Origin of the sequence: Sulfuricaulis sp. (assembly GCF_024653915.1) — a bacterium.
In the GTDB taxonomy this organism is placed as follows: domain Bacteria; phylum Pseudomonadota; class Gammaproteobacteria; order Acidiferrobacterales; family Sulfurifustaceae; genus Sulfuricaulis.
Genome location: NZ_JANLGY010000005.1, coordinates 50,577 through 72,150, shown reverse-complemented (window position 1 = coordinate 72,150; position 21,574 = coordinate 50,577). Strand labels below are relative to the sequence as shown.

The following is a 21,574-nucleotide window of genomic DNA, read 5'->3' as shown; positions in this document are numbered from 1 at the left end:
ACATCACGTTGACGCAGGTCAAACCTTATCCGGCGAACACCGGGCCGGCGCCAATATCCCAGAGTATGACCGTCGCGGCGAGCACCGCCACCAGCGCCACCAGGCCGACCGCCAGCACCGCGGTGGAAAACAGAAAGCCGCGCTCCTGGGGAATGCCCATGATGATCGGCACGCCGGTGTAAAGCAGGTATACGGTGTACGCGAGTACTGGCAGGCCAAGCAACAGGTTCAGCCACAGCATCGGATACAGCAGCATGATGCCGGAGAGATACAGCGGCGTCGCGGTATAGGCCGCCAGCGCAATGCACTGGGACAGCGTCTGTTTGGTGCCGTAAGTCTGGCCCATCCAGTGAATCAGTTTGCCGATGGTGAACACCGCCACAAGTATGGTGATGTACGACAGGACCGCGATCCACAGCGCGCTCTCGGGCGTCAGGGTGTGTACCTCGCGGGCCGTGACCTGCCAGCCGACTTGTGTGGTACCAATGTAACCGGCCAGCGGCGGAATGGCGGCGAGCAGCAGGACGTGGGAGCAATAACACTTGCCGATGGTGCAGTTTTCCTTCCGGATGGTTTTCCATTCTTCTTCCGGATGGAACAACAAACCCCAGACGTGACTCAGAATCATGCTTTGCTCTCCCGCGCTGCGCAATAATGTTTGCGCGGCCAAGTTTCCTGCAAACCATTGTGCACGTCAACGACAAGCATTGTGGAACAATCCCCAGTAAACCACTAAACAAAAAAATTTATGCCAGAATAAAACGCCGTCGGGCGCCCAATTATTGCGCCCTCAAAAGCACAAGCATCGCTTGATGGCGTGAATCATATAGAATGACCCTGCGCATCAGGGATTTCATCGCCCATCCATGTCCACCATTGTCACGCAGTCGCCTCCCGCAATACACGTCGCCACAGCCGTGTGTTTTCATTGCGGGCTGCCAGTGCCGCGGGGCATTGATTTGACCGTGGACATCGAGGGAGCGGCGCGTCCGATGTGCTGCCATGGCTGCGAGGCCGTGACACAGGCGATCGTCAATGGCGGCTTGAGCGACTATTACAAATACCGCACTGCGGAGGCGCCAACGGCACGCGAAATCATGCCAGAATTTTTGCGCCAAACCACGCTCTACGATCATCCCGAGATACAGAAAAGTTTCGTCCGCGCCGACGGCGAGCACGTGCGCGAAGCGGCGCTGATCCTCGAGGGCATCACCTGCCCCGCCTGCGTGTGGCTCAATGAACGCCATCTCGCGCATGTGCCCGGCGTCTTGTCAGCGCACATCAATTACGCCACGCATCGCGCACGTGTGCGCTGGGACGAGCGCCACATACATCTGAGCGATATACTGCAAGCCGTCAGCCGCATCGGTTACCTCGCGCACCCGTTCGATCCGGGGCGTTACCAGCAGCAACTCGAAAACGACCGCCGCCAACTGCTGCGGCGTGTAGGCGTAGCCGGCGTTTTCGGAATGCAGGTCATGACGCTCTCGGTCGCACTGTATGTCGGCGACTGGTCGGGGGTGGAAATCGAATACCGGCGCTTCTTCTACTGGGTCAGCCTGCTGCTGACACTGCCCGTTCTGCTTTATTCCGCACAACCCTTCTTCCGCTCGGCATGGCGCGACCTGAAACATTTCCGTACCGGCATGGATGTACCAGTATCGCTCGGCATCGGCGCGGCCTTCCTGGCCAGTCTGTGGACCACCGTCACCGGTGAAGGCACGGTTTACTACGACTCGGTGTGCATGTTCGCGTTCTTCCTGTTGACCGCGCGCTATTTCGAACTGGCGGCACACAAGCGCGCCAGCGAGGCCTCAGAGACATTGGTGCGGGCGACACCGGCCATGGCCACGCGTATCACGGAAGTCGCTAACCCCTCCCCCTCATCCCTTCTCCCAGAGGGAGAAGGGGGCGAGCCGAGGGAATCTATTTATATGGCCGAAACGGTGGCGGTGGCGGAATTGCAAACCGGCGATCGGGTGCGCATCCGCCCCGGCGAATCCATTCCGGCGGACAGCGTGGTGCTGGAGGGCCGCTCCACCGTGGATGAATCTCTGCTCACAGGCGAGAACCTGCCGGTGACTAAAGGGCCGGGGCAACCTCTGATTGGCGGCACCCTCAACATCGAAAGTCCGCTCACGGCGCGTGTCGAAAAGACCGGACCCGACACCATACTGTCTTCCATCCTGCGGCTGCTGGACCGCGCCAGCTCTGAAAAACCGCGCCTCGCGCAACTGGCCGACCGCATCGCCGCCGGTTTCGTGGCGGCGGTATTATTGCTGGCAGCTTTCGTAGCGTTCTACTGGTGGACACATGACGCGGCGCTGTGGCTCCCTGCCACCATCGCCGTGCTGGTGGTCACCTGCCCTTGCGCCCTGTCGCTGGCCACACCCGCCGCCATCACGGCCGCGACCGGACAGCTCACACGCTTGGGCCTGCTGGTAACGCGCGGGCACGCGCTCGAGACCCTGGCGCACGCTACCCATTTCATATTCGACAAGACCGGCACGCTGACGCGCGGAAGGTTGCACCTGCTGGAAACGCGGACAATTTCATCGCTGACGGCAAACCAGAGTCTCGGCATTGCCAGCGCCCTGGAGCGCCACTCCGAACATCCCATCGCGCGCGCACTGATCGAGGCCTGCCAACAATCTGCGCCAACAGCCAGCGAAGTCATCAACACGCCGGGCGCCGGGCTATGCGGCCTCGTCAACAACCAGAAGTATTTTCTCGGCACGCCGTCCTACATCGAGGAACAAACCAAACACATCGTGGAGACCGGGATGCTCGGGCAACTGAGAAGCGCGGGCGATACCGTGGTGCTGCTCGCCGGCACGGATAAATTGCACGCCGCCTTCGTCCTCAGCGACGAAGTGCGCCCTGGTGCGCGCGAGCTAATAGACGAATTGCACCGCCAGGGAAAATCCACCATGCTGCTCACCGGCGATCATGAAATGGCCGCGCGCCGGGTCGCCGGAGCACTCGGCATTAACGAACTGGCGTGGGATCTGAAACCGGCGGACAAACTCGAATGTATCAAAACACTGCAACAACAAGGCGCCGTGGCCGCCATGATCGGCGATGGCGTGAACGACGCCCCGGTGCTGGCGGCCGCCCAGGTTTCCATCGCCATGGGCGGCGGCACCGCCGTGGCCGCCGCCAGTGCCGACATGATTCTGCTGTCGCAGAAACTGTCGCACCTGGCCGACGGGTTGGCCGTTTCACGCCGAACCCTTGGCATTATTCGCCAGAACCTGGTCTGGGCCGTGGCCTACAACCTGATCGCCTTGCCGGTTGCCGCCGCCGGTTATCTCAGCCCGTGGATGGCGGCACTGGGTATGTCGGCCAGTTCGCTGCTGGTGGTGGCCAACGCCTTGCGTCTTACCCGCCCGCGCGCCTCAAAGTTAGCTTCAACCACGGTGATGGCCGCGGGATAGACCCATGGAAATCCTCTATCTGCTGGTGCCACTCGCCGTGATCCTGGCCGGGGTGATTGTGTGGGCCTTTTTGTGGTCGATTCGCTCCGGGCAGTTCGATGACCTGGAAGGACCGGCACACCGGATACTCATGGATGAGGACGATAAACCCCGTCCCTCGCAGGACAGCAAGCCCGGCCGAAAGAAGCCGCCGCACCCACACTGAAGCCCGGCCCGGATCCCGGCAAACCGGTAGAGGTTTCCGGCGTGCTGGAATAAACTTACAGTCGCCCACCAGCCGAGATGGCCATGAGCGCAAAAAAACACAACTCACAAAGCGCGCGACTTGCGTTCCGATATGTTCACAACGGTTACCTGACCGTCCCGGCCTGCTATTCCCTCCCGACACACGTGTGCCACTCCTAAGGAAAGATCATGCGCAAAATCATGCTGCTCAACGCCAAAGGCGGCTGCGGGAAAAGCACACTCGCGACCAATCTCGCCAGCTACTACGCCTCGCAGGGGAAATCCGTGGTGATCGCGGATTTCGACCGGCAAGGATCGAGCATGGAGTGGCTCGAAGCGCGCCCGCAGGACCGCCCGCCGATTCGCGGCATCGCGGCGTGGCGCGATACAGTGCGCGTGCCACGCTCCACCGATTACGTCATCATGGACGTACCCGCCGGCGCACACGGCCCCGATCTGACAGCGCTGGTGCGGCGCGCGCAGACGGTGATCATCCCGGTGTTGCCCTCGCCGACCGACATCCGCGCCGCCGCACATTTCATTCACGAGGCGCTGCTGGTGGGAAAAATCGTGCGGGATGAAACGCGCCTGGCGGTGGTCGCCAACCGCGTGCGCGAGAACAGCTCGATCCAGAACGGCATGGAGAGCGTGCTGAGCCGCATGAGCATCAATTACTCCACGCTCAACACCCAGATCTATCACAATCTCGAGCGCTTTCTCACGCGTCTCCGAATTCCGTTTATTGCCACCCTGCGCGAGAGCCAGAATTATCTGGTGGCCGATGCGCGCGGGTTGGGGATTTTCGATCTATCGCGCTCCCAGGTGGCGCGCGACATCGAACAGTGGGAGCCGCTACTCAAGTGGCTGGACAGCAAGCGCAGCATGCCAGATCCAGGCTGATCATCTTCGTGCTCGGACGCGGCCAGCGCCGGGAATGCTACAAACCTGCCATCAATCAGCTTATTTCCGCCCCGGCTGAAACCGCACCAGCGAAATAACCGGGCCACTCCCGATGCCTTCGCAACGCCGTGTTTCTTCTTGCCATGCCTTACGAGTCGCGAGCTCCGGCCAGAACGGATAGGTACGGCATTGTTTTGGTCGGACGGAATAAATGCGGCAACGCCGGTCATCATCGAGAAATACGCAGTCTCCATTGGGATGCATGCGAACACTCTCGGTTTCGTCATCGAAACGGAATACGTAGCGGCGCCGCAGCCAGGACCACGTGATGCCGAGGAAGCGCTGTATGCGGCGCTGCTCGGCGCGGCTGACTTCGATGACATAACTGCCGCGGCCGGTGCAGCATTCGCCGCAGCCGGTACAGGCAAAGCGGCGCTTGAGACCACCGGGTTCGCTCATGCAGGATCGATGACGGCGCGGAACAGGCCGTCCGTGCTGACCGGGGTATCCCCCATCGTGAACAGTGTGGTCCCCCACCAATCTTGCAAGTGTTGCCAGAATTCCATCATGCCTTGGTAATCGACGCTGAGCGCAAAAGAGTCCGCAGCATGCCATAACCACGATGCGACAACAAAGCCTGACAGGCCGGTCGGGACCGGAAATCAGACAAGGCAGGGGAGATTGGGATACTTCAGAAATCAGCCAGATTCGCGGGTGTCTTACCGACTGCACCATCGTGGTCACTGCAAGCAATCCTCACTTCTTTATTCTCCTCGTTCTCAAAATAAATTTTGAGCGCATTTTCGCTTTTTCCTTCGAGAACGAGCGGGCTCTTCTCGGTATTTTTGACATCGGCGCCGGAGATGGGATCAGTCGTCGATATGCGCATGACATGCTCCTTACGGTGGATAACAAAACATGCAGGCTTGTGCCTCGACCTTTTTACAAATACTCCCGCCGCCCTCTTCTATCAATGACATGAAGCAGGTTACCCACCGCACTCTTTAACAATCCATAACAGGCGGTTACGCGCATATTCCCGCGGTTAACCGTGAAAAACTGAGTGCCGGACTATACTTTAAATTAACGACATCAAGACGAATTCTGCCTCAGGATTGCCGAACGCGGCGAGGGACCGCCTCTGATGAAACCTTTCTTCTTCACCAGCCTGTCCTTGCGAAGCCGGTTTCTGCTCGCGATGGGAATCGTTTTTATTCCCCTGGTCGTGGTGGCGGTCGGTTCGAGTATTTTTCTGGGACACGCGGCCAACACCCTGAACCGGATCGTCGAGCAACCGGTTTACAAGCTTCAGACGACCTCACGCCTGCAAAACCAGATTCGTAAATCTTACGTCCTGGTCAAGGACCATGTGTTAACGCCGCGCTACGCCCTGAGAACCCAGTTCGAATCCGAGGCGCAGGGCGTGGAGGCTGTCGTCGCGGAGATGCTGGAGAAGCCCTTTTTCGGGGCACAGGAACAGTCCCTGCTGGCCAATGTCCGGCGCGAATGGAAAGACAGCGTGGTGCTGGCCAACGTCATCTTTTCATCGGACGCCTCCAGGGCAGCGCTGTACCAACTGGACCAGCGCGTGAACCAGATCATGTTCACGCTGGACCGGATGTACGACACCTACTACACCGAGATCAACATGCTACGCGCCGACATCAATGCATCGGAAAAACGCTTTTTGTTGATCATTTCTGCCGCGGTCGGAATTGGCCTGCTGATCGCCGTTGTTGGCGCTGTGTGGCTGGCGCGATCCGTCCTGATGCCCTTGCGTGAATTCGAGAAAGGCGTGGCGCATTTCGCGAATGAAGACCTTTCCTATCGATTAACGCTCAATAACCATGACGAGATCGGCCACCTCGCGATGGAATTCAACACCATGGCCGAGCGACTGCTGGCGCACCGGCAAAAACTGGAGGAGTTATCCGTTCGCGACGGCCTGACCGGGCTCTATAACCGCCGGGAACTTGAGAAGCGGCTGCAAGAGGAAGTTCAGCGCGCCCGCCGTTACCGCCGGCCGCTCTCCGTCATGATGCTCGACATCGACCATTTCAAGAACGTCAACGATCGTTATGGTCACCAGGCGGGCGACGAGGTACTGATTACCGTGGCTGACCTGATTCAGCTGAACGTCCGGCCGGTGGATGCGGTCTGCCGCTACGGCGGCGAAGAACTGGCCGTGATCCTTCCCGAAACGGAGGAAGAAGGGGTGCGCATCGTCGCAGAACGCATACGCGCGACAGTGGAGGATTCCATCACCACCACACCCCAGGGCGACATGGTCCACGTTACGGTCAGCATCGGTCTTGCCATTTTCCCCGGACACGGTGACACCGCCGCCGCCCTCATCCAGGCCGCCGACCAGGCGCTTTACACCGCCAAACACGAAGGACGCAACCTCGTCCGCAGTCTCTAGCTAAAGTGCTTCCCCCTGCCCGGTGTCAGCGATCCCGTCGCAGCCTGTGCAGCTGCTGCTCCGCCTCGGCCATTTCGTCGCTGGAAAGCTGCTCTTTCAGGCGCTCGTAAGACGCGCGCGACGATTCATTGCCCGATCGCAAAGCAATCTGGTACCAGACAACGGCGCCGACCAGATTATGCGGTGCACCGCGGCCGCTTTCGTACATCTGTCCCAGCGTGTATTGCGCATTGCCGTCGCCGCTGAGCGCGGCGCGACGGGTCCAGAAAAACGCCTTGCGTTCGTCGCGGTCGCGCGCCGGCCCCTCAAGATATAAACGTCCAATTCGCTCCTGTGCAGCGGCGTCACCCTGTTTTGCCGCCTCGAACAGTTTGACCAGCTCTTCCGGTATCTGTTGGCGATCCGGCAGGTTGGCCGAAGCCTCTTGCACCTGAGACGACGCGGCTGGCTGGTCTTGCCGATTCACCATTCTGTAAGTTCCCAGCACCGCCAGCATTCCGACAATCACAAACACAGCGGTCATGCGCATACGCGGCGCTTGTTGCGAAAGGGTGCCGGGTTGAACCAGTGCGCGCTGGAGCTCAGAGGCACTGGCAAATCGGCGCGCTGGCTCCTTCTCCAGGCAGCGCATGACGGCCGCTTCAAGAATTGGCGGCACGGAGGATAAAAATTTCCTCGGCGGCAGGGGCTTCTCCTTGAGTTGCTTGAGCGCGATTTCCACCGGGGTGGCGCCGGAAAATGCACGTCGGCCCGTCAGGCATTCGTAGAGAATGAGCCCCAAGGCATACAGGTCCGCACGCTGATCGATCGCCTTGCCCTGCGACTGCTCGGGGGCCATGTATTCTGGCGTACCCATGATAGTGCGCGCCGCGACGACATCACTTTCAATGGCGCGGGCAATTCCGAAATCGAGCAGCTTCACCAGACCATCCCGGCCGAGCATGACATTCTCCGGTTTGAGATCGCGGTGTATCACGCCCTGCGCATGCGCCTCACTCAGGCCAGCGGTGATCTGACGTGTCAGATCGATGACACGCTCCGGCGTCAGTTTGCCCGCGCGCTTGAGGTAGGCGCGCAGACTTTCGCCATCCACGTATTCCATGGTGAAGAAAGCCAGATCGTCGACGCGGTTGAAATCGTAAATGCGGCAGACATTCTTGTGTGTAATGCGATGCGCGAGGCGTATTTCGTTCTTGAAGCGATCCATCATCGCCGGGTCGCGCGCGATTTCGGGGCGCAACAGCTTAAGCGCCAGGATCTCGGTGGTCTCGCGATCCCGCACCCTGTAAACCATGCCCATCCCGCCTTCACCAAGAGGATCCAGGATTTCGTAGCGCGCCGCTAATGCCTCGGCAATATTCTGCGCCGTGGCGGGCGCCATCTCGGGCGAGTGCGAAAGAATCTGGGTTTTTATTTCGGACGATTGCATGCCTGTATTTTCGGGCGGCGCAGAAGTGCCGGCGTTTACCTGACAAGTATAGGCAAGGCACGGCGATATGCCCCTGCCAACCACCCGGTGCCAGACAGCAAAAAGCCCGCGAAAGCGGGCTTTTTGCCTGAGTTTTACCCAGTACTTCTCCAATCGTCTTCAGGGAATACTCGTCACCGTCTCACAACTCCCATCGGTGGTGTCGGTGCCGCTGCCACCGTTGCAGGTATCCGTCCCGGGACCACCCGACAGCGCGCCGGCATCCATCCCTTCTGCATCACGACTGATGAATCCGCCCGCGATTACCTGGCGCACATGTACGGCGCGGTGAACTGGACACTGGTGGACGACGTGCGCAAACTGCCCCTGAAAGTCTCGGACATTTACCGGCGGCTGACGCTGTAAAACCCCGCCTTTGGGGGTACAAGGCCACGGATGCTAGGATGGCCTTATCCCGCTCACTTAAATCAGCATAATGAATTAAAACGGGTTCATCTTTCGCCGTTGGCGCTGCTCGCATGCTTAAACCAGATAGAAAAACGATACTCCTGATTTTGCTGGCGGGCGCGATCATCGCCGGCATAGCCTACGTGCTTTACGCCACGGGTATGATCGATCTGCTGTCGAGCAAAAACCACCTGCTCCAGTTCATCAAGGAAAATCCCCGGCACGCCGCCACCATTTTCATCGGTATGCAAATCGTGCAGGTCGTCGCCGCGCCGCTGCCCGGCGAGGTCACCGGTTTTGTGGGCGGCATTCTGTTCGGGCCATGGTGGGGTGTGGTGTATTCCACCATCGGGTTGACCCTGGGCTCGTGGATCGCTTTCATGCTGGCGCGGTGGCTGGGGCGTCCGATCGTGGAACGGCTCGCCAGCCGCGAGACCATCGATCGCTACGACTACGTGATGAAACACAAGGGCCTGCTGCTGGCGTTCCTGCTGTTTCTGATTCCCGGTTTTCCCAAGGACATCCTTTGCTACGTGCTCGGCCTGGGCCACATGCAGCAGCGCGATTTCCTGCTGGTCTCGGCCTTCGGCCGGCTGCTCGGCACCGTGCTGCTGACCATGGGCGGAACCTACTTCCGTGACGCGCATTACGCCGCGCTCTTCACCGTCATCGGCGTGAGCCTGCTGATCGTTCTGTTCGCGATGATCTACCACGATCGGCTCGAGCGCGCGTTGCGCCGGATATCCGGCGCCCTGCACAAGGATCGCGACCCGGAATAAACAGCGGCGGACGGTTACATCATTTCGGGATGGTTTTGGTGAAGCTTGGACGTGCCTTCATGCCGCCAAACCATTTTGTCACCGCTGGGTAAGTGCCCAGGTCATATTGGCACATCTCCAGATAGGCAAGGTTGGTCGCCGCCGCGATGTCCGCGACCGTCGGCTGATCGCCGCAGAGATATTTGCGCTGCTTCAGCTCCCCGTCCATCATCGGCAGGATTTTTAGCAGCCATTTCTTGGCGTCCTCAATCGCCGCCGGGTTGCCCTTGTCACCGGCGAAATGGGTGTTAAACATGATCTTGGCCGCCTCCGGCCCAAGACGCGTCTGGTTCCAGTCCAGCCACGCATCGACGTGGGCGCGCGCCCGGGGATCGACCGGATACCACGTTTTGGCTTTGTGCTTGTCGGCGAGGTAACGCATGATCGCCTGCGATTCCCACACGACGAAACCATCATCGTCAATGACCGGCACCTTGCCGTTCGGATTCAGCGCCAGGAATTCCGGTTTGTACTGCTCGCCTTCCATCAGATTCACGACCTGGTAGGTGTAGGGGATGCTGCATTCTTCACACAGCATTTGCACCCGACGTGCCGCATTAGAAAAGGGATGACCGTAGAGTTTCATGATGTTCTCCTTGAGTGATGACAATATGTATAGGTGTTGGTACTAGAAATACCGCGCTAATCCCAGTTGCAGGTAATCGTCGCGACGCCAGAAAAAAGTCGGATCGCTGGCAGGCGCGCCGGCAAAGGCACGTCCCTCGAAACTCAGCTTGTAATGTCCCCCGATGCGCCGGCTGGCCTCGAGATTGAAAAAGCGCGCGGCGCTGCGACGATCGTTGATGACCCCGATCAGCACTTCGCTGCTTTGCGCGTCGTTGACGGCCAGCCGCAGGCCCGTCATGACGTCGTCCTGGAACGGTGACGGCGCCGCTGAACCGCGATCGTCGTAGAGATATTCCGCAATGACGCCGAGATCCATGGCCGTGCCAAAAACACCTGTGGAGGTGTACTCCAGCCCGCCAGTCGCGGCACTGTAGGTCGGGCCCTGTCCGCTGCGTCGGATCGCCTCCAGCTTCCACAACCAACTGCCCTCGGTAAGCTGTACATCCAGACCGGTTTGATGAATCAGATCGTAACGGGGGACGAGCACCGGCAACCCATTGCCGTCCAGCCCCGGCAACAAACGCGGCTCGCGGCTGGTGCCGTAAAACTGCGACAGCCCGATATCCCAGCCGGAGATTGATTTCGACCAGCGCAGGGCGTAGTCAACATGCTGCCGTCCACGGGCGGACTCATAGCTGGCCTGATCGGTGTCCACGCGCGGGTTGGCGCGCAGACGGCCCTCCACGCCGGGGAAAGTCCGTTCGCGAAAACCCGGCAGAACGAAAGCATTGAGCGTGCCCCAATCACGGATAAGTGCCAGATTGATCATGGGCTGACCGAGCTTGTCTTCGGTATCGATGTTTTCCACCAGGTCGGTCTGATTGACGATGTCCACCAGGTGCTGCGATTCGGTGACGCCCCAGAACACCTTGCGGATGCCCATGCGCCATTCATAATCCTCACCAACCTTGAGCCAGGTGAGTTCACGGATGTCGACATGGCTGCGTTCCGGGTCGTATTGATCAACGCGCGCGAATGGCACGAAGCTAAAGCTGTCTTTCGTTCCCTCTATCCGGTGGTAATACTCGGGCTGCGCCGCCACCGAAAAATACGAGCGGTGCTGGCCGGCATACAGCGGTGGCTGGATAAATCCCTGATGCTCCACGCTCACGAAACCGGACCACTCGCCGGCCGCCGCGGCCGGAATCGCCACCGCCAGCAACCCGGTAACGATGCCAAGCCGCCAGGTGGTTCCGCACAGTCTCATGACCGGTCTCAGCGCGCGCGCTTCAGGCTGGATTCGTTGAAATCGGCGTCCTTCAGTCCGGCGCGGAATTTGTAGTCACGCCACTTGAGCAGCGTGCTCTTGCCGTTCTGGTGGTTCTGCATGAACATCTCGTCGGCGCGCCAGTACTTGCCGAGATACTGCCGGTAACCACGCCATACCAGCGTCTTGAGCAGGCTGTCCTTGCGGTCGTAAAAATCTATCTTCCACGGGCGATACTCGGCCTGGTCGATCCAGACCTGCTGGCGGGTATAGCCGGAGTGTTTGTCCACCGGAGTGCGCTCGATCACGAAACACGGTTTGCCTTCATGGGTTTCGTCACGCAGGTATTTGTACGAGTACTTCTCGACTTCCTGCGAGGCCACATCCTCATAGGCGAACTCGCTGCCCATGAAGGGGCCGGACTTGTTGGCCGAGGCGATGCGTTTGACGCGCTTCAACGCCGGCAGAAACAGCCACTGGTCGTCCTCGCCCACCTTGTGGGTGAAGGTCAGCAGCGCCGTGCCTTTGACGTCCGCCGGCTCGTCGAAGACGCTCAGACCCTTGTCACCGTCGCCCTTGACCTCGAGGGTCGAGATGCGCAAACGGCGCACGCTTTCCTCACCCTGGCGATTGCGCAGGATCATCTCCATGTGCGCGGTTAAATCGCCGAATCCTGCGTCGCGCCGGTCGGCTTCGCGCGCGATCGCGAGCCCTTTCTCTTCCGGGGTCTCGGCGTGCAGAACCGGAACGGTGAGCAGCAGCAATCCGAACAGAATCCAGTTTTTCATTTTTTACCTTCCTCCAGTTTCATCAGCAGCGGTGGCAACATCAAATAGTCGGCGGCGAGCGCGAGCGCGATGGTGAGCGCGCACATCGTGCCCATGTCGGCGTTGAGCTTGAACGCCGAGAACGTCAGCACCAGGAATCCCGCGACCAGGATCAGCGAGGTGACCGCGAGCGCCATGCCGACGGTGGCAAAGGCGTAGCGCACCGCGGCGTGCGGGTCGAGCCCCTTGTCGCGGCGCGCATGCAGGTATTTGCTCAGAAAATGAATGGTGTCGTCCACCACGATGCCGAAGGTCAGCGCCGTCACCACCGACAGCGCCATCCCCACCTGGCCCACGAGCAGCCCCCACAGGCCAAAGGCCATGCCCGCCGGCACCAGGTTGGGCAACAGGCTGATCAGCCCCACCCGCAGGCTGCGGATCGCGAGCATGATCACCCCCGAGACCAGCACCAGCGCCAGGAGGTTGCCGCCGATCATGCTGCGGATGTTGCGCGCGCTGATGTGCGAGAACATCAGCGCCGGACCGGTCCCGGTGGCGAACATCGCCGGTGGGGCGTTGTCATGCAACCATTGCTCGGCGCTGGCCTCCAAGGCCAGTAACTTCTTGGTCGATACGTTGTTTAGCGTCACCACCACGCGCGTGGCGGACTTGTCCACGTTGATCTGGTCGTTGAGATCCAACCCGAAGGGCAGCGACAACTCGTAGAGCAACAGATACTGGGCGCTGAGCGCGCGCGAATCGGGCAGGCGGTACCACGCCGGATCGTCGCCGTGCAGGTTCTTGTTCAAGCGCTTCATGGTGTCGGTGAGGGCGTTGACGTGGACGACATTCGGCTGCGCTCGATACCACGCGGCGAACTCCTCCAGCTTCTTGAGATAGGCCGGATCGCTGATGCCGCCGCTGGCACCCGCCGCCAGCGAGTAATGGACCTGGTAACTGCCGGAAAGATTGTCCTGGACGAAATCGGTATGGCGGCGGAACTCCACCGATTGGTCGAAATACTTCACGAACTCGTCGTTAAAATCGTTGCGCGGGATGAACGCCACCAGCCCGGCCGTCACCAGCGCCGAACCCCAGAGCAACGCGCGCCGGCGGCGGATCACGAACTCGCCGAAACGCTCCATCGAGCGCCACGCCCGTTCGCGCGCGGGCTTGAGCCGCACCGGCGCCACCGCCATGAACGCCGGCAGAAACAGCACCGAATACACCCACGCGGCGGTGACACCGATGGCCACGATATTGCCGAGGTCGCGGAACGGCGGCACCTCGCTGAAGTTCATCGACAGGAAACCGATCACCGTGGTGAAGCTGGTGAGAAACACCGGCTGCCAGTTGATGCGCAGGCTCTCGACGATCGCGGCGTGTTTATCGCGTCCCTGGCGCATGGAGTGAAACATGGTCAACAGAATATGGATGCTGTGGGCGATGGCGAGCGTCAGGATCACCGTTGGCGACGAGGCCGTGGGCGGCGTGAGGCGGATTCCGAGCCATCCGGTCAGGCCCAGGGCCGTGACGATGGAAAACAGGATCACCAGCAGGGCACCGACAGTCCCGCTCACCGAACGCACCGAAACAAAGATGATCGCGAGCACCACCGCGTACATGATTGGCACCAGCGTCGTCATGTCGCGCAAGGACTCCTCGGCGAAGGCATTGTTCATGGGCACCACACCGGTGAGGTAGACCTCGACATTCGGGTCGCGCGCCTTGGCCGCGGCCGCCAGCGCCCGGGCCTGCGCCATAACCTCGGGGGTTTCGTTCAGGCTTTTCTCGGGCAAGACCACGGTGACGTTGACGCCGGTGACATGCGCCTTGGGCGGGATGAGGCGGTTGCGCAGCAGCGGTTCGTTCAAGGCGATGTCCTGGATGCGGGCCAGATCGGCGTCGCTCAGCGAGCCAGGCTCCGGCACCAGATCGCGCACCACCAGGTCATCGCCGCGCGCCGTGGTGTGCTGGAAGTTCGTGATCGAGTCCACGCGGCTCGAGTAGGGAAGTTTCCAGGCCTCTTGCGTCAACCACTTGACGGTCGTCAGGGTTTCACGCGTGAACACCCGGCCGTTCTTCGGCGCCACCACCAGCAGGATGTTGTCGCTTTTGGTATAGACATTCTGCAACGCCTCGAACGCCTGCAGCTGAGGGTTTTCGGGGCTGAAAAATACGCGGTAGTTGTCGCTGAACCCGAGAAACCGCATGCCGCTGCCGGCGGCAATGACCGTCACCACCGAGGCGGCAATGATCCACCAGCGCCAGCGAAGAATGGCATGATAATAAGCGCCATTAAACGATCCGACCCGCGACCACAGATTCCCGGTATTTTTACTCATGATTGCGCCTTGTTGGTGTTATTGCCGGTTTCCATTTTCCGACCGATGACCTCTGCTTCAACGATCGTTTTCGAACAGGTTTTGCAGGTAGCTTTTCAGGTGCCGCAATTGCCTTTCAATCACCTTCCGGTCGTCTCTGGCTTTGGCCAGAATCAGGGCGCCCTCAAGCACCGTAATGCAATGGTCGGCAAGACTGAGGGTGTCGAACGCCGCCTTCGGCGCATATTGGGCCTTGGCCTGGTCAAGGTCGCGCTTCATCATCTGCGCCCATTGGTTGAAATGCCGTCCACATTGGGCAAGCAACCGGGGATGCGTGTCGGACAGGTCCTGCGCGAAATTACCGAGCAGGCAGGACGGCATCGCGGAGGAGTCGCGTGACATCTTGACCATGAAGTCGATGTAGCCGTAGACACGCTTGAGCGGATCCGAAAGCTTGTGAAATGCCGCCCCTTGAACGGCCTGCATCCGTCCGGCCACGAAGTGGTCCAGCACGGCCGCGCCGATTTCTTCCTTGTCGGAAAAATAGTGGAAAAAACTCCCCTTGGTAACGCCGGCCGCCGTGCAGATCTCGTCGAGCGTGGTCGCGGGGAAGCCCTTGGCCAGCATCAGCTGCACAGCCGAATCCAGGAGCTTTTGTTTGGTGGGCGTCAGGGTCTCGGGGACCGTCATTTATATACCTACCGGTTGGTATGTTTATATCCAAGTCGCATGCAGGCGTCAAGCATGGGCCTCTGCCCTGGAGCAGCGGGCAATCTTCTTGACGAGCTGAAGCACGCCCGGATCGGCAGGTAAAAAGCCGGGCGGATACGGTTATACTCGCGGCTCCAATCATTTCGATAATACAAGCACCACCATGTCAGCCTTGATCTGCGGTTCGTTCGCCTACGACACCATCATGGTGTTCCAGGATAAATTCAAGAATCACATCCTGCCCGACAAGGTGCATATCCTGAACGTCTCGTTCCAGGTGCCGGAAATGCGCCGCGAGTTCGGCGGCTGCGCCGGCAACATCGCCTACAGCTTGAAGATGCTCGGTGGCACCCCCCTGCCGATGGGTACGGTGGGAAAGGATTTCGGCCCGTACGCCGAATGGATGGACAAGCACGGCGTCAGCCGCCGTCACATCAAGATTTGTAATGACACCTACACCGCGCAGGCCTTCATCACCACCGACATGGACGACAACCAGATCACCGCATTTCATCCCGGCGCCATGAACCGCTCGCATGAAACCCGCGTGACCGATGCCAAAGATGTCAAAATCGGAATCGTCTCGCCCGATGGCCGCGAGGGCATGATTCAGCATGCGCGCGAATTCGCCGAGGCGGATATCCCCTTCATCTTCGATCCGGGACAGGGTATGCCGCTGTTCGATGGCAATGACCTGCTGAGCTTTCTCGAGCAGGCGACATGGGTCACGCTCAACGACTACGAGGCCGAGCTGATGCAGCAGCGCACAGAAAAATCCCTGACCCAGCTCGCCGGTTACGTGAAAGGTATTATCGTCACGCTCGGCGCACGCGGTTCCTGCATCTACACCGACGGAAAAGTTATCGAAATTCCAGCTGCCAAAACAACTGCGGTGAACGACCCGACCGGCTGCGGTGACGCCTACCGCGCCGGCCTGCTCTACGGATTGCAGAACAACATGGACTGGGAAGTTACCGGCCGCATCGCCGCCCTAATGGGCGCCATCAAGATTGAACGCCACGGCACCCAGAACCACTTTCTGACCCGCGACCAGTTCACCTCCCGTTTCAAGGAAAGTTTCGGGTATAGTCTGTAAAACTTGTTATAAGACTTTTATCCGCAGATTAACGCGGATTTATATTGGTGATGAACGCAGGTAAAGCAGAAATATGTAATTACTGATCTGCGTTTATCTGTGGTTGCTTTGTCTTTTTTAGGAAGGAGCGGCCCCGGTGGACACCAGACTGCCACCCCTGATCCAGGCACTGCACCGCCCCACCTGTTACGGGCATCCGGTGCAGAAGATCGAGCTGGTCGAAACCCATATTTCCTGGGTTTTCCTGACCGGCACTTACGCCTACAAAATCAAAAAACCGCTCAATCTCGGTTTCCTCGACTTCAGCACCCTGGAAAAACGCCGTTTTTTCTGTGAAGAAGAATTGCGCCTGAACCGGCGCCTGGCGCCTTCACTCTATCTCGAGGTCGTTTCCATTACCGGCTCGTCCTCCGCTCCCGTGCTGGGGGCCACGGGTAAGGCCATCGAATACGCGGTCAAGATGGTCCAGTTTCCCGAAGCGGCGCGACTCGACCGGATGCTGGCGCGCGGTGAATTGTTTCCGGAGCATGTCGACCGGCTGGCGCAGGAGCTGGCCGAATTTCATAAACGGATTGCCATCGCCAGCGCCGATCAACCCTTCGGCAATCCGGAACATGTGCTGGAACCGGTGACACAGAATTTCACCCAGATCCGCACGCGCCTTGAACCGCACGACCAGACACAGTTGCGACGCCTGGAAATCTGGAGCGCCATGAGTTTCGGTGAACTCCGGAAAATTTTTGAAAACCGCAAACACGATGGCTTTGTTCGAGAATGCCATGGCGATGCGCATCTGGCCAACATGGTGTGGCTTGATGATCGCGTGACTCTTTTCGACTGCCTCGAATTCAGCGACAACCTGCGCTGGATCGATGTCATGAGTGAGCTGGCCTTCCTTGTCATGGACCTCGACGATCGTGGACGCTCCGATCTCGCGCGGCGCACGCTCAATGTCTATTTCGAGCAGTCCGGCGATTACGCCGGTCTCTCCGTGTTCCGCTTCTATCAGGTCTATCGCGCGCTGGTGCGCGCCAAGGTCGCCTGCATTCGTCTCGGCCAGAACGGCCTGAGCGATGAAAATAAAAAACAGGCGCGTGAGGAATACCGGAGCTACGCCCATCTCGCCGAACGCTACACGCAACCTCCTCCGGCGGCGCTCATCATCACCCATGGTCTGTCCGGGAGTGGCAAAACCTGGTTGTCGCAACAATTGCTGGAATCACTCGACGCCATTCGCGTGCGCAGCGACATCGAACGCAAGCGCCTGCACGGGCTCGCACCGAGCGAGCGCAGCGGTTCCGGTATCGACAGCGGGATCTATTCATCTGATGCCAGCCAACACACCTACGCGCGCCTGGCGAAACTGGCGACCATGATTTTACGTGCCGGCCACACAGTGATCGTCGACGCCGCCTTTCTCCGGCGCGTGCAACGCGATCAACTGCGTGCCGTGGCGGACCAGGAACACGCTCCCTTTGTTATTCTGGATTTACAGACGCCGGAAAACGCTCTACATGCGCGCCTGCATCAACGCCGGCAGCAAATGAATGAGGCTTCTGAAGCGGGATTGGCGGTGCTCCAACACCAGTTGGCCACCCGGGAACCGCTATCGGACGATGAACAGGGCCACGCCTTGACCATCGATGGCGCCAAACCCATCATCATCGCGAAGCTGGAGCGTCAGCTGCAGGCACGATTCACTTCGGCGTGACCGAGCGTGTCGATGCCGCCTTTTCTGGTTAACCGACGGGAGTGCTCCCGGTTTACATAAGCCTTGTAGCCCCGCTCACCGGCGGTTTGTCTGAACATATATAAGGTAACGTCTGCCGAGTTCTCCGCACCGTGCCATAAAAAATTTGCAAGCTTGACACCGGCTACCTTATGAGACTAAAACTACAACATGTTGTGGTTGGTCAAGGTTACAGACCCAATAGCTAGATTTTCACTATAAATTGCACGGCAAGTGCTTCACAGACGGACTCCGGAGGACAGGAATCAATGAAGGTCGTCCAATTACAAACAGAAAACCCGGTTGTCATCGAGGAGCGCGCCGAATCGGAAGCCCTACTCGCTTCGCTCGTTCGTCCTGCCATAGGAGAAGGCGCGTCTGCGGACCTAAGGACGGAAATCCCCATGCAATCCGCTTCCCTCGATATCTGGGACAAGAAATACCGCCTGAAAAGCAAGACTGGCGAGGTCCTTGATCAGGATATCGCCGGAACCTATGCCCGCGTGGCCCGGGCGCTGGCCAACGTCGAGGAAACCACGGAAAAACGCGAGGAATGGTTCGAAAGGTTCTTCTGGGCCCTTCAGAACGGAGCGACCCCGGCCGGGCGCATCATTTCCAACGCCGGCGCCCTTGAGCATAAACCCGCCACCAGCACCATTAATTGCACGGTTTCCCGGGCGGTCCCGGACTCCATGGACGGCATCCTGTCTTCCGTCCACGAGGCCGGCCTGACCCTGAAAGCCGGCTGCGGTATCGGTTACGAGTTCTCTACCCTCCGCCCCAAAGGGGCGTTTGTGAGCGGGGCCGGGGCTTATACCTCCGGCCCCCTCTCTTTTATGGATATCTTCGATGCCATGTGTTTCACCGTCTCGTCCGCCGGCGGGCGGCGCGGGGCGCAGATGGGCACCTTCGACATCGCCCACCCGGACATCATGGACTTCATCAAGGCCAAGCGCGAAGACGGGCGGTTGCGCCAGTTCAACCTTTCCTGCCTGATCACCGACGAATTCATGCAGGCGGTGAAAACCAATGGCTCCTGGGACCTGGTCTTCCCCGTCAGCCGCCACGAATACGAAGATCCGGATGCGCGCATCGTATGGCGCTACTGGCCGGTGACCGAGGGCTACATCACCAATAACCTCGGCCAGGTGGCCTGCCGCATCTACAAAACCCTGCCGGCACGGCGCCTGTGGGACCTGATCATGGCCTCGACCTACGACTACGCCGAGCCCGGGTTCATCCTGATCGACAAGATCAACGAAATGAACAACAACTGGTTCTGCGAGAACATTCGCGCCACCAACCCGTGTGGCGAACAGCCCCTGCCGCAATACGGCTCCTGCCTGCTGGGCTCGGTGAACCTGACCAAGTTCGTGGAAGAACCCTTTACCGACACTGCCCACTTCAACTGGGAGCGTTATCGCGAAGTGGTGGCGGTATTCACCCGCATGCTCGACAACGTGGTCGAAATCAACGGCCTGCCGCTGGCACAGCAGCGCCACGAAATCCACCACAAGCGCCGTCATGGCATGGGCTTCCTGGGCCTCGGGTCTACGCTCACCCTGTTGCGCATGAAATACGGCTCGCCCGAGTCGCTCGAGTTCACCGAGCGTGTAGCGCGCGAGATGGCCGAAGTCGGTTGGGAGATGGGTATCGCGCTGGCGGAGGAAAAGGGCCCGGCCCCGATCATGGAGGACGAGTTTGCCGTCACCGAGGAGATGCTGGTGAAGCGCCCGGAGATGTGCCGCGGTGGCTACAAGGTCGGTGACATGGTCAAGGGCAAGGTACTGCTCGCCCGCTACAGCCGCTACATGCAACAGTTCGACACGACGCTGACCGAACGCATCGCCGAGAAGGGCGCGCGCTTCACGCACCACAGCTCGATCGCGCCCACCGGAACCATCTCGCTGTCGCTGGCCAACAATGCCAGCAATGGCATCGAGCCGTCCTTCGCCCACAAGTACAGCCGCAATGTCCTGCGCGAAGGCAAGAAGAGCAAGGAAAAGGTCGAGGTGTTCTCCTACGAACTGCTCGCCTACCGCACCCTGGTGAATCCCGCTGCCGACCCGGATGCCACGGACGGCATGCATCAACTGCCGGACTATTTCATCACCGCGGATCACGTCAAGCCGAGGGAGCACGTGGATGTGCAGGCGGCGGCGCAAAAATGGGTGGACTCTTCTATTTCCAAGACGGCAAACGTCCCGACCGACCACCCCTACGAGGAGTTCAAGGACATCTACCTGTACGCCTACGAGAAGGGCCTGAAGGGTTGCACCACCTTCCGCTTCAACCCGCAGGCGTTCCAGGGCGTGCTGGTGAAGGACAAGGATCTCGAGAACACCACCTACCGCTTCCAGCTGGAGAGCGGTGAGGTCATCGAGGTCAAGGGCAACGAGGAGATCGAATACGACGGCGAGACCCATAACGCCGCCAACCTGTATGACGCCCTCAAGGAGGGCTATTACGGCCGGTTCTGAACACGGAACAATTGATAGCAATAACGGCAGAAGAAGGAGCAGTCATGAGCATCAAGATCAACGAAAAGATCACCGGGTATGAAGTCGTCAAGGAGGAGCCCAAGCGCGCCGAGAGCAATGTCGTGCACATGCACGAGAAGCTCGAACGGCCCGAAGTGCTGGTCGGCTCCACCTACAAGATCAAGACCCCCCTCACGGAGCACGCCCTGTACGTCACCATCAATGACATCGTGCTCAATCTGGACACGCCCCACGAGAAGCGCCGCCCTTTCGAGATCTTCATCAACTCCAAGAGCATGGAGCACTTCCAGTGGGTGGTGGCCCTGACCCGGGTCATCTCTGCCGTGTTCCGCAAGGGGGGGGACGTCACCTTCCTGGTGGAAGAACTGCACTCGGTATTCGACCCGCGTGGTGGCTACTTCAAGAAGGGCAAATACACCCCCTCACTCGTCGCCGACCTGGGTGACGTCATCGAGCGTCACATGAAGATGATCGGTCTCATTCAGACCGAGGAGCCGGATGAAGCGCGCCAGCAACTGATCGCCGAAAAGCGCGCCGAGCTGAAAAAACGCGCCGGCGCAACGGAAACTGCCACTGATGAACCCGGCAGTTTCCCGTCCGACGCACAACTCTGCATCAAGTGCACAACCAAGGCCGTCATTAAGTTGGATGGATGCATGACTTGTCTCAACTGCGGCGACTCGAAGTGCGGATGACGTCACGACGCGCGCAAAATATTCCGGACAAATCGTTTGCATTTTTTTTTACGTTGCTTTAATGTCTTGACACATCAGGACGATGTGCTAGACATGAAGTGAACTTTTTGTACACGGATGTCACTGCCCGGATAGCGGGACGCTGCGATAGAAGGCGAACACCATCGCGGCACCGGGTGGAACAAGGATCAACCAAGAGTTAATGGATCGATTGCGAAGCTCGAAAACTGGTAGCAAAT

General features: G+C 59.5%; 19 protein-coding genes. 10 read left to right on the top strand and 9 right to left on the bottom strand.

Annotation, left to right across the window (positions count from 1 at the left end; genetic code table 11):
- Positions 1 to 25: 25 nt before the first annotated feature.
- Complete coding sequence (locus NUV55_RS02665; RefSeq protein ID WP_367280335.1) at positions 26 to 625, bottom strand: Yip1 family protein; 600 nt, start codon at positions 623 to 625, stop codon at positions 26 to 28.
- A 241-nt stretch (positions 626 to 866) separates the two neighbouring features.
- On the opposite strand from NUV55_RS02665, the gene NUV55_RS02660 reads away from it, so the two are divergent.
- From NUV55_RS02660 to NUV55_RS02650, 3 genes are all read left to right on the top strand, one after another.
- A complete protein-coding gene (locus tag NUV55_RS02660; RefSeq protein ID WP_296670149.1) occupies positions 867 to 3,437 on the top strand; it encodes a heavy metal translocating P-type ATPase in 2,571 nt (856 codons plus the stop codon).
- A 4-nt stretch (positions 3,438 to 3,441) separates the two neighbouring features.
- On the top strand, positions 3,442 to 3,642 hold the full coding sequence (gene ccoS, locus NUV55_RS02655) for a cbb3-type cytochrome oxidase assembly protein CcoS (protein ID WP_296670148.1): 201 nt from the start codon (positions 3,442 to 3,444) through the stop codon (positions 3,640 to 3,642).
- Positions 3,643 to 3,851: 209 nt separating this feature from the next.
- Positions 3,852 to 4,562, top strand: coding sequence for a ParA family protein (locus NUV55_RS02650; protein WP_296670146.1), 711 nt, complete (start codon positions 3,852 to 3,854; stop codon positions 4,560 to 4,562).
- A 60-nt stretch (positions 4,563 to 4,622) separates the two neighbouring features.
- Here NUV55_RS02650 and NUV55_RS02645 read toward each other — a convergent pair whose 3' ends face one another.
- Positions 4,623 to 5,021, bottom strand: coding sequence for a YkgJ family cysteine cluster protein (locus NUV55_RS02645; protein WP_296670144.1), 399 nt, complete (start codon positions 5,019 to 5,021; stop codon positions 4,623 to 4,625).
- Positions 5,022 to 5,253: 232 nt separating this feature from the next.
- The gene (locus tag NUV55_RS02640; RefSeq protein ID WP_296670143.1) at positions 5,254 to 5,451 is read right to left on the bottom strand and encodes a hypothetical protein; all 198 of its coding nucleotides are present in this window, start codon (positions 5,449 to 5,451) and stop codon (positions 5,254 to 5,256) included.
- Between the two features lie 255 nt (positions 5,452 to 5,706).
- Between NUV55_RS02640 and NUV55_RS02635 the strand changes: the two genes are divergently transcribed.
- Positions 5,707 to 6,984, top strand: coding sequence for a diguanylate cyclase (locus NUV55_RS02635; RefSeq protein WP_296670141.1), 1,278 nt, complete (start codon positions 5,707 to 5,709; stop codon positions 6,982 to 6,984).
- A 25-nt stretch (positions 6,985 to 7,009) separates the two neighbouring features.
- On the opposite strand, the gene NUV55_RS02630 is transcribed toward NUV55_RS02635, so the two are convergent.
- Positions 7,010 to 8,413 (bottom strand): serine/threonine-protein kinase, encoded by a 1,404-nt coding sequence (locus NUV55_RS02630; protein ID WP_296670138.1) that lies wholly within the window; start codon positions 8,411 to 8,413, stop codon positions 7,010 to 7,012.
- 123 nt (positions 8,414 to 8,536) lie between these two features.
- Here NUV55_RS02630 and NUV55_RS02625 point away from each other — a divergent pair, with 123 nt between their 5' ends.
- Positions 8,537 to 8,818: a hypothetical protein gene (locus NUV55_RS02625; RefSeq protein ID WP_296670137.1), complete on the top strand. Its 282-nt coding sequence runs from the start codon at positions 8,537 to 8,539 to the stop codon at positions 8,816 to 8,818.
- Positions 8,819 to 8,931: 113 nt separating this feature from the next.
- A complete protein-coding gene (locus tag NUV55_RS02620; protein WP_296670135.1) occupies positions 8,932 to 9,639 on the top strand; it encodes a TVP38/TMEM64 family protein in 708 nt (235 codons plus the stop codon).
- Positions 9,640 to 9,658: 19 nt separating this feature from the next.
- Here NUV55_RS02620 and NUV55_RS02615 read toward each other — a convergent pair whose 3' ends face one another.
- From NUV55_RS02615 to NUV55_RS02595, 5 genes are read right to left on the bottom strand one after another with little or no spacing between them, the layout of a single operon-like run.
- A complete protein-coding gene (locus NUV55_RS02615; RefSeq protein ID WP_296670134.1) occupies positions 9,659 to 10,264 on the bottom strand; it encodes a glutathione S-transferase family protein in 606 nt (201 codons plus the stop codon).
- Positions 10,265 to 10,306: 42 nt separating this feature from the next.
- Positions 10,307 to 11,512 (bottom strand): hypothetical protein, encoded by a 1,206-nt coding sequence (locus NUV55_RS02610; protein WP_296670131.1) that lies wholly within the window; start codon positions 11,510 to 11,512, stop codon positions 10,307 to 10,309.
- A gap of 8 nt (positions 11,513 to 11,520) precedes the next feature.
- Complete coding sequence (locus NUV55_RS02605; RefSeq protein WP_296670129.1) at positions 11,521 to 12,300, bottom strand: outer membrane lipoprotein-sorting protein; 780 nt, start codon at positions 12,298 to 12,300, stop codon at positions 11,521 to 11,523.
- Positions 12,297 to 14,624 (bottom strand): MMPL family transporter, encoded by a 2,328-nt coding sequence (locus NUV55_RS02600; RefSeq protein ID WP_296670128.1) that lies wholly within the window; start codon positions 14,622 to 14,624, stop codon positions 12,297 to 12,299. The genes NUV55_RS02605 and NUV55_RS02600 overlap by 4 nt, the downstream gene beginning before the upstream one ends.
- Positions 14,625 to 14,681: 57 nt before the next feature.
- On the bottom strand, positions 14,682 to 15,293 hold the full coding sequence (locus NUV55_RS02595) for a TetR/AcrR family transcriptional regulator (protein ID WP_296670126.1): 612 nt from the start codon (positions 15,291 to 15,293) through the stop codon (positions 14,682 to 14,684).
- A 184-nt stretch (positions 15,294 to 15,477) separates the two neighbouring features.
- On the opposite strand from NUV55_RS02595, the gene NUV55_RS02590 reads away from it, so the two are divergent.
- The 4 genes from NUV55_RS02590 (at position 15,478) to NUV55_RS02575 (ending at position 21,335) form a co-directional block, all read left to right on the top strand.
- On the top strand, positions 15,478 to 16,410 hold the full coding sequence (locus tag NUV55_RS02590; protein ID WP_296670125.1) for a carbohydrate kinase family protein: 933 nt from the start codon (positions 15,478 to 15,480) through the stop codon (positions 16,408 to 16,410).
- 136 nt (positions 16,411 to 16,546) lie between these two features.
- Entirely contained in the window at positions 16,547 to 18,121 is a 1,575-nt protein-coding gene (locus NUV55_RS02585) for a bifunctional aminoglycoside phosphotransferase/ATP-binding protein (protein ID WP_296670123.1), read from the top strand.
- A gap of 422 nt (positions 18,122 to 18,543) precedes the next feature.
- Positions 18,544 to 20,619 carry an adenosylcobalamin-dependent ribonucleoside-diphosphate reductase gene (locus NUV55_RS02580; RefSeq protein WP_296670122.1) on the top strand — a complete coding sequence of 692 codons (2,076 nt, stop codon included), beginning with the start codon at positions 18,544 to 18,546 and terminating at the stop codon, positions 20,617 to 20,619.
- A gap of 44 nt (positions 20,620 to 20,663) precedes the next feature.
- Positions 20,664 to 21,335, top strand: coding sequence for a hypothetical protein (locus tag NUV55_RS02575; RefSeq protein ID WP_296670120.1), 672 nt, complete (start codon positions 20,664 to 20,666; stop codon positions 21,333 to 21,335).
- Positions 21,336 to 21,574: the final 239 nt, after the last annotated feature.

Excerpts from the sequence above, each read along its gene's own strand:
- NUV55_RS02660 (WP_296670149.1), top strand. The coding sequence starts at position 867 with ATGTCCACCATTGTCACGCAGTCGCCTCCCGCAATACACGTCGCCACA.
- ccoS (WP_296670148.1), top strand. The coding sequence starts at position 3,442 with ATGGAAATCCTCTATCTGCTGGTGCCACTCGCCGTGATCCTGGCCGGG.
- NUV55_RS02650 (WP_296670146.1), top strand. The coding sequence starts at position 3,852 with ATGCGCAAAATCATGCTGCTCAACGCCAAAGGCGGCTGCGGGAAAAGC.
- NUV55_RS02645 (WP_296670144.1), bottom strand. The coding sequence starts at position 5,021 with ATGAGCGAACCCGGTGGTCTCAAGCGCCGCTTTGCCTGTACCGGCTGC.
- NUV55_RS02640 (WP_296670143.1), bottom strand. The coding sequence starts at position 5,451 with ATGCGCATATCGACGACTGATCCCATCTCCGGCGCCGATGTCAAAAAT.
- NUV55_RS02635 (WP_296670141.1), top strand. The coding sequence starts at position 5,707 with ATGAAACCTTTCTTCTTCACCAGCCTGTCCTTGCGAAGCCGGTTTCTG.
- NUV55_RS02630 (WP_296670138.1), bottom strand. The coding sequence starts at position 8,413 with ATGCAATCGTCCGAAATAAAAACCCAGATTCTTTCGCACTCGCCCGAG.
- NUV55_RS02620 (WP_296670135.1), top strand. The coding sequence starts at position 8,932 with ATGCTTAAACCAGATAGAAAAACGATACTCCTGATTTTGCTGGCGGGC.
- NUV55_RS02615 (WP_296670134.1), bottom strand. The coding sequence starts at position 10,264 with ATGAAACTCTACGGTCATCCCTTTTCTAATGCGGCACGTCGGGTGCAA.
- NUV55_RS02610 (WP_296670131.1), bottom strand. The coding sequence starts at position 11,512 with ATGAGACTGTGCGGAACCACCTGGCGGCTTGGCATCGTTACCGGGTTG.
- NUV55_RS02605 (WP_296670129.1), bottom strand. The coding sequence starts at position 12,300 with ATGAAAAACTGGATTCTGTTCGGATTGCTGCTGCTCACCGTTCCGGTT.
- NUV55_RS02600 (WP_296670128.1), bottom strand. The coding sequence starts at position 14,624 with ATGAGTAAAAATACCGGGAATCTGTGGTCGCGGGTCGGATCGTTTAAT.
- NUV55_RS02595 (WP_296670126.1), bottom strand. The coding sequence starts at position 15,293 with ATGACGGTCCCCGAGACCCTGACGCCCACCAAACAAAAGCTCCTGGAT.
- NUV55_RS02590 (WP_296670125.1), top strand. The coding sequence starts at position 15,478 with ATGTCAGCCTTGATCTGCGGTTCGTTCGCCTACGACACCATCATGGTG.
- NUV55_RS02580 (WP_296670122.1), top strand. The coding sequence starts at position 18,544 with ATGCAATCCGCTTCCCTCGATATCTGGGACAAGAAATACCGCCTGAAA.
- NUV55_RS02575 (WP_296670120.1), top strand. The coding sequence starts at position 20,664 with ATGAGCATCAAGATCAACGAAAAGATCACCGGGTATGAAGTCGTCAAG.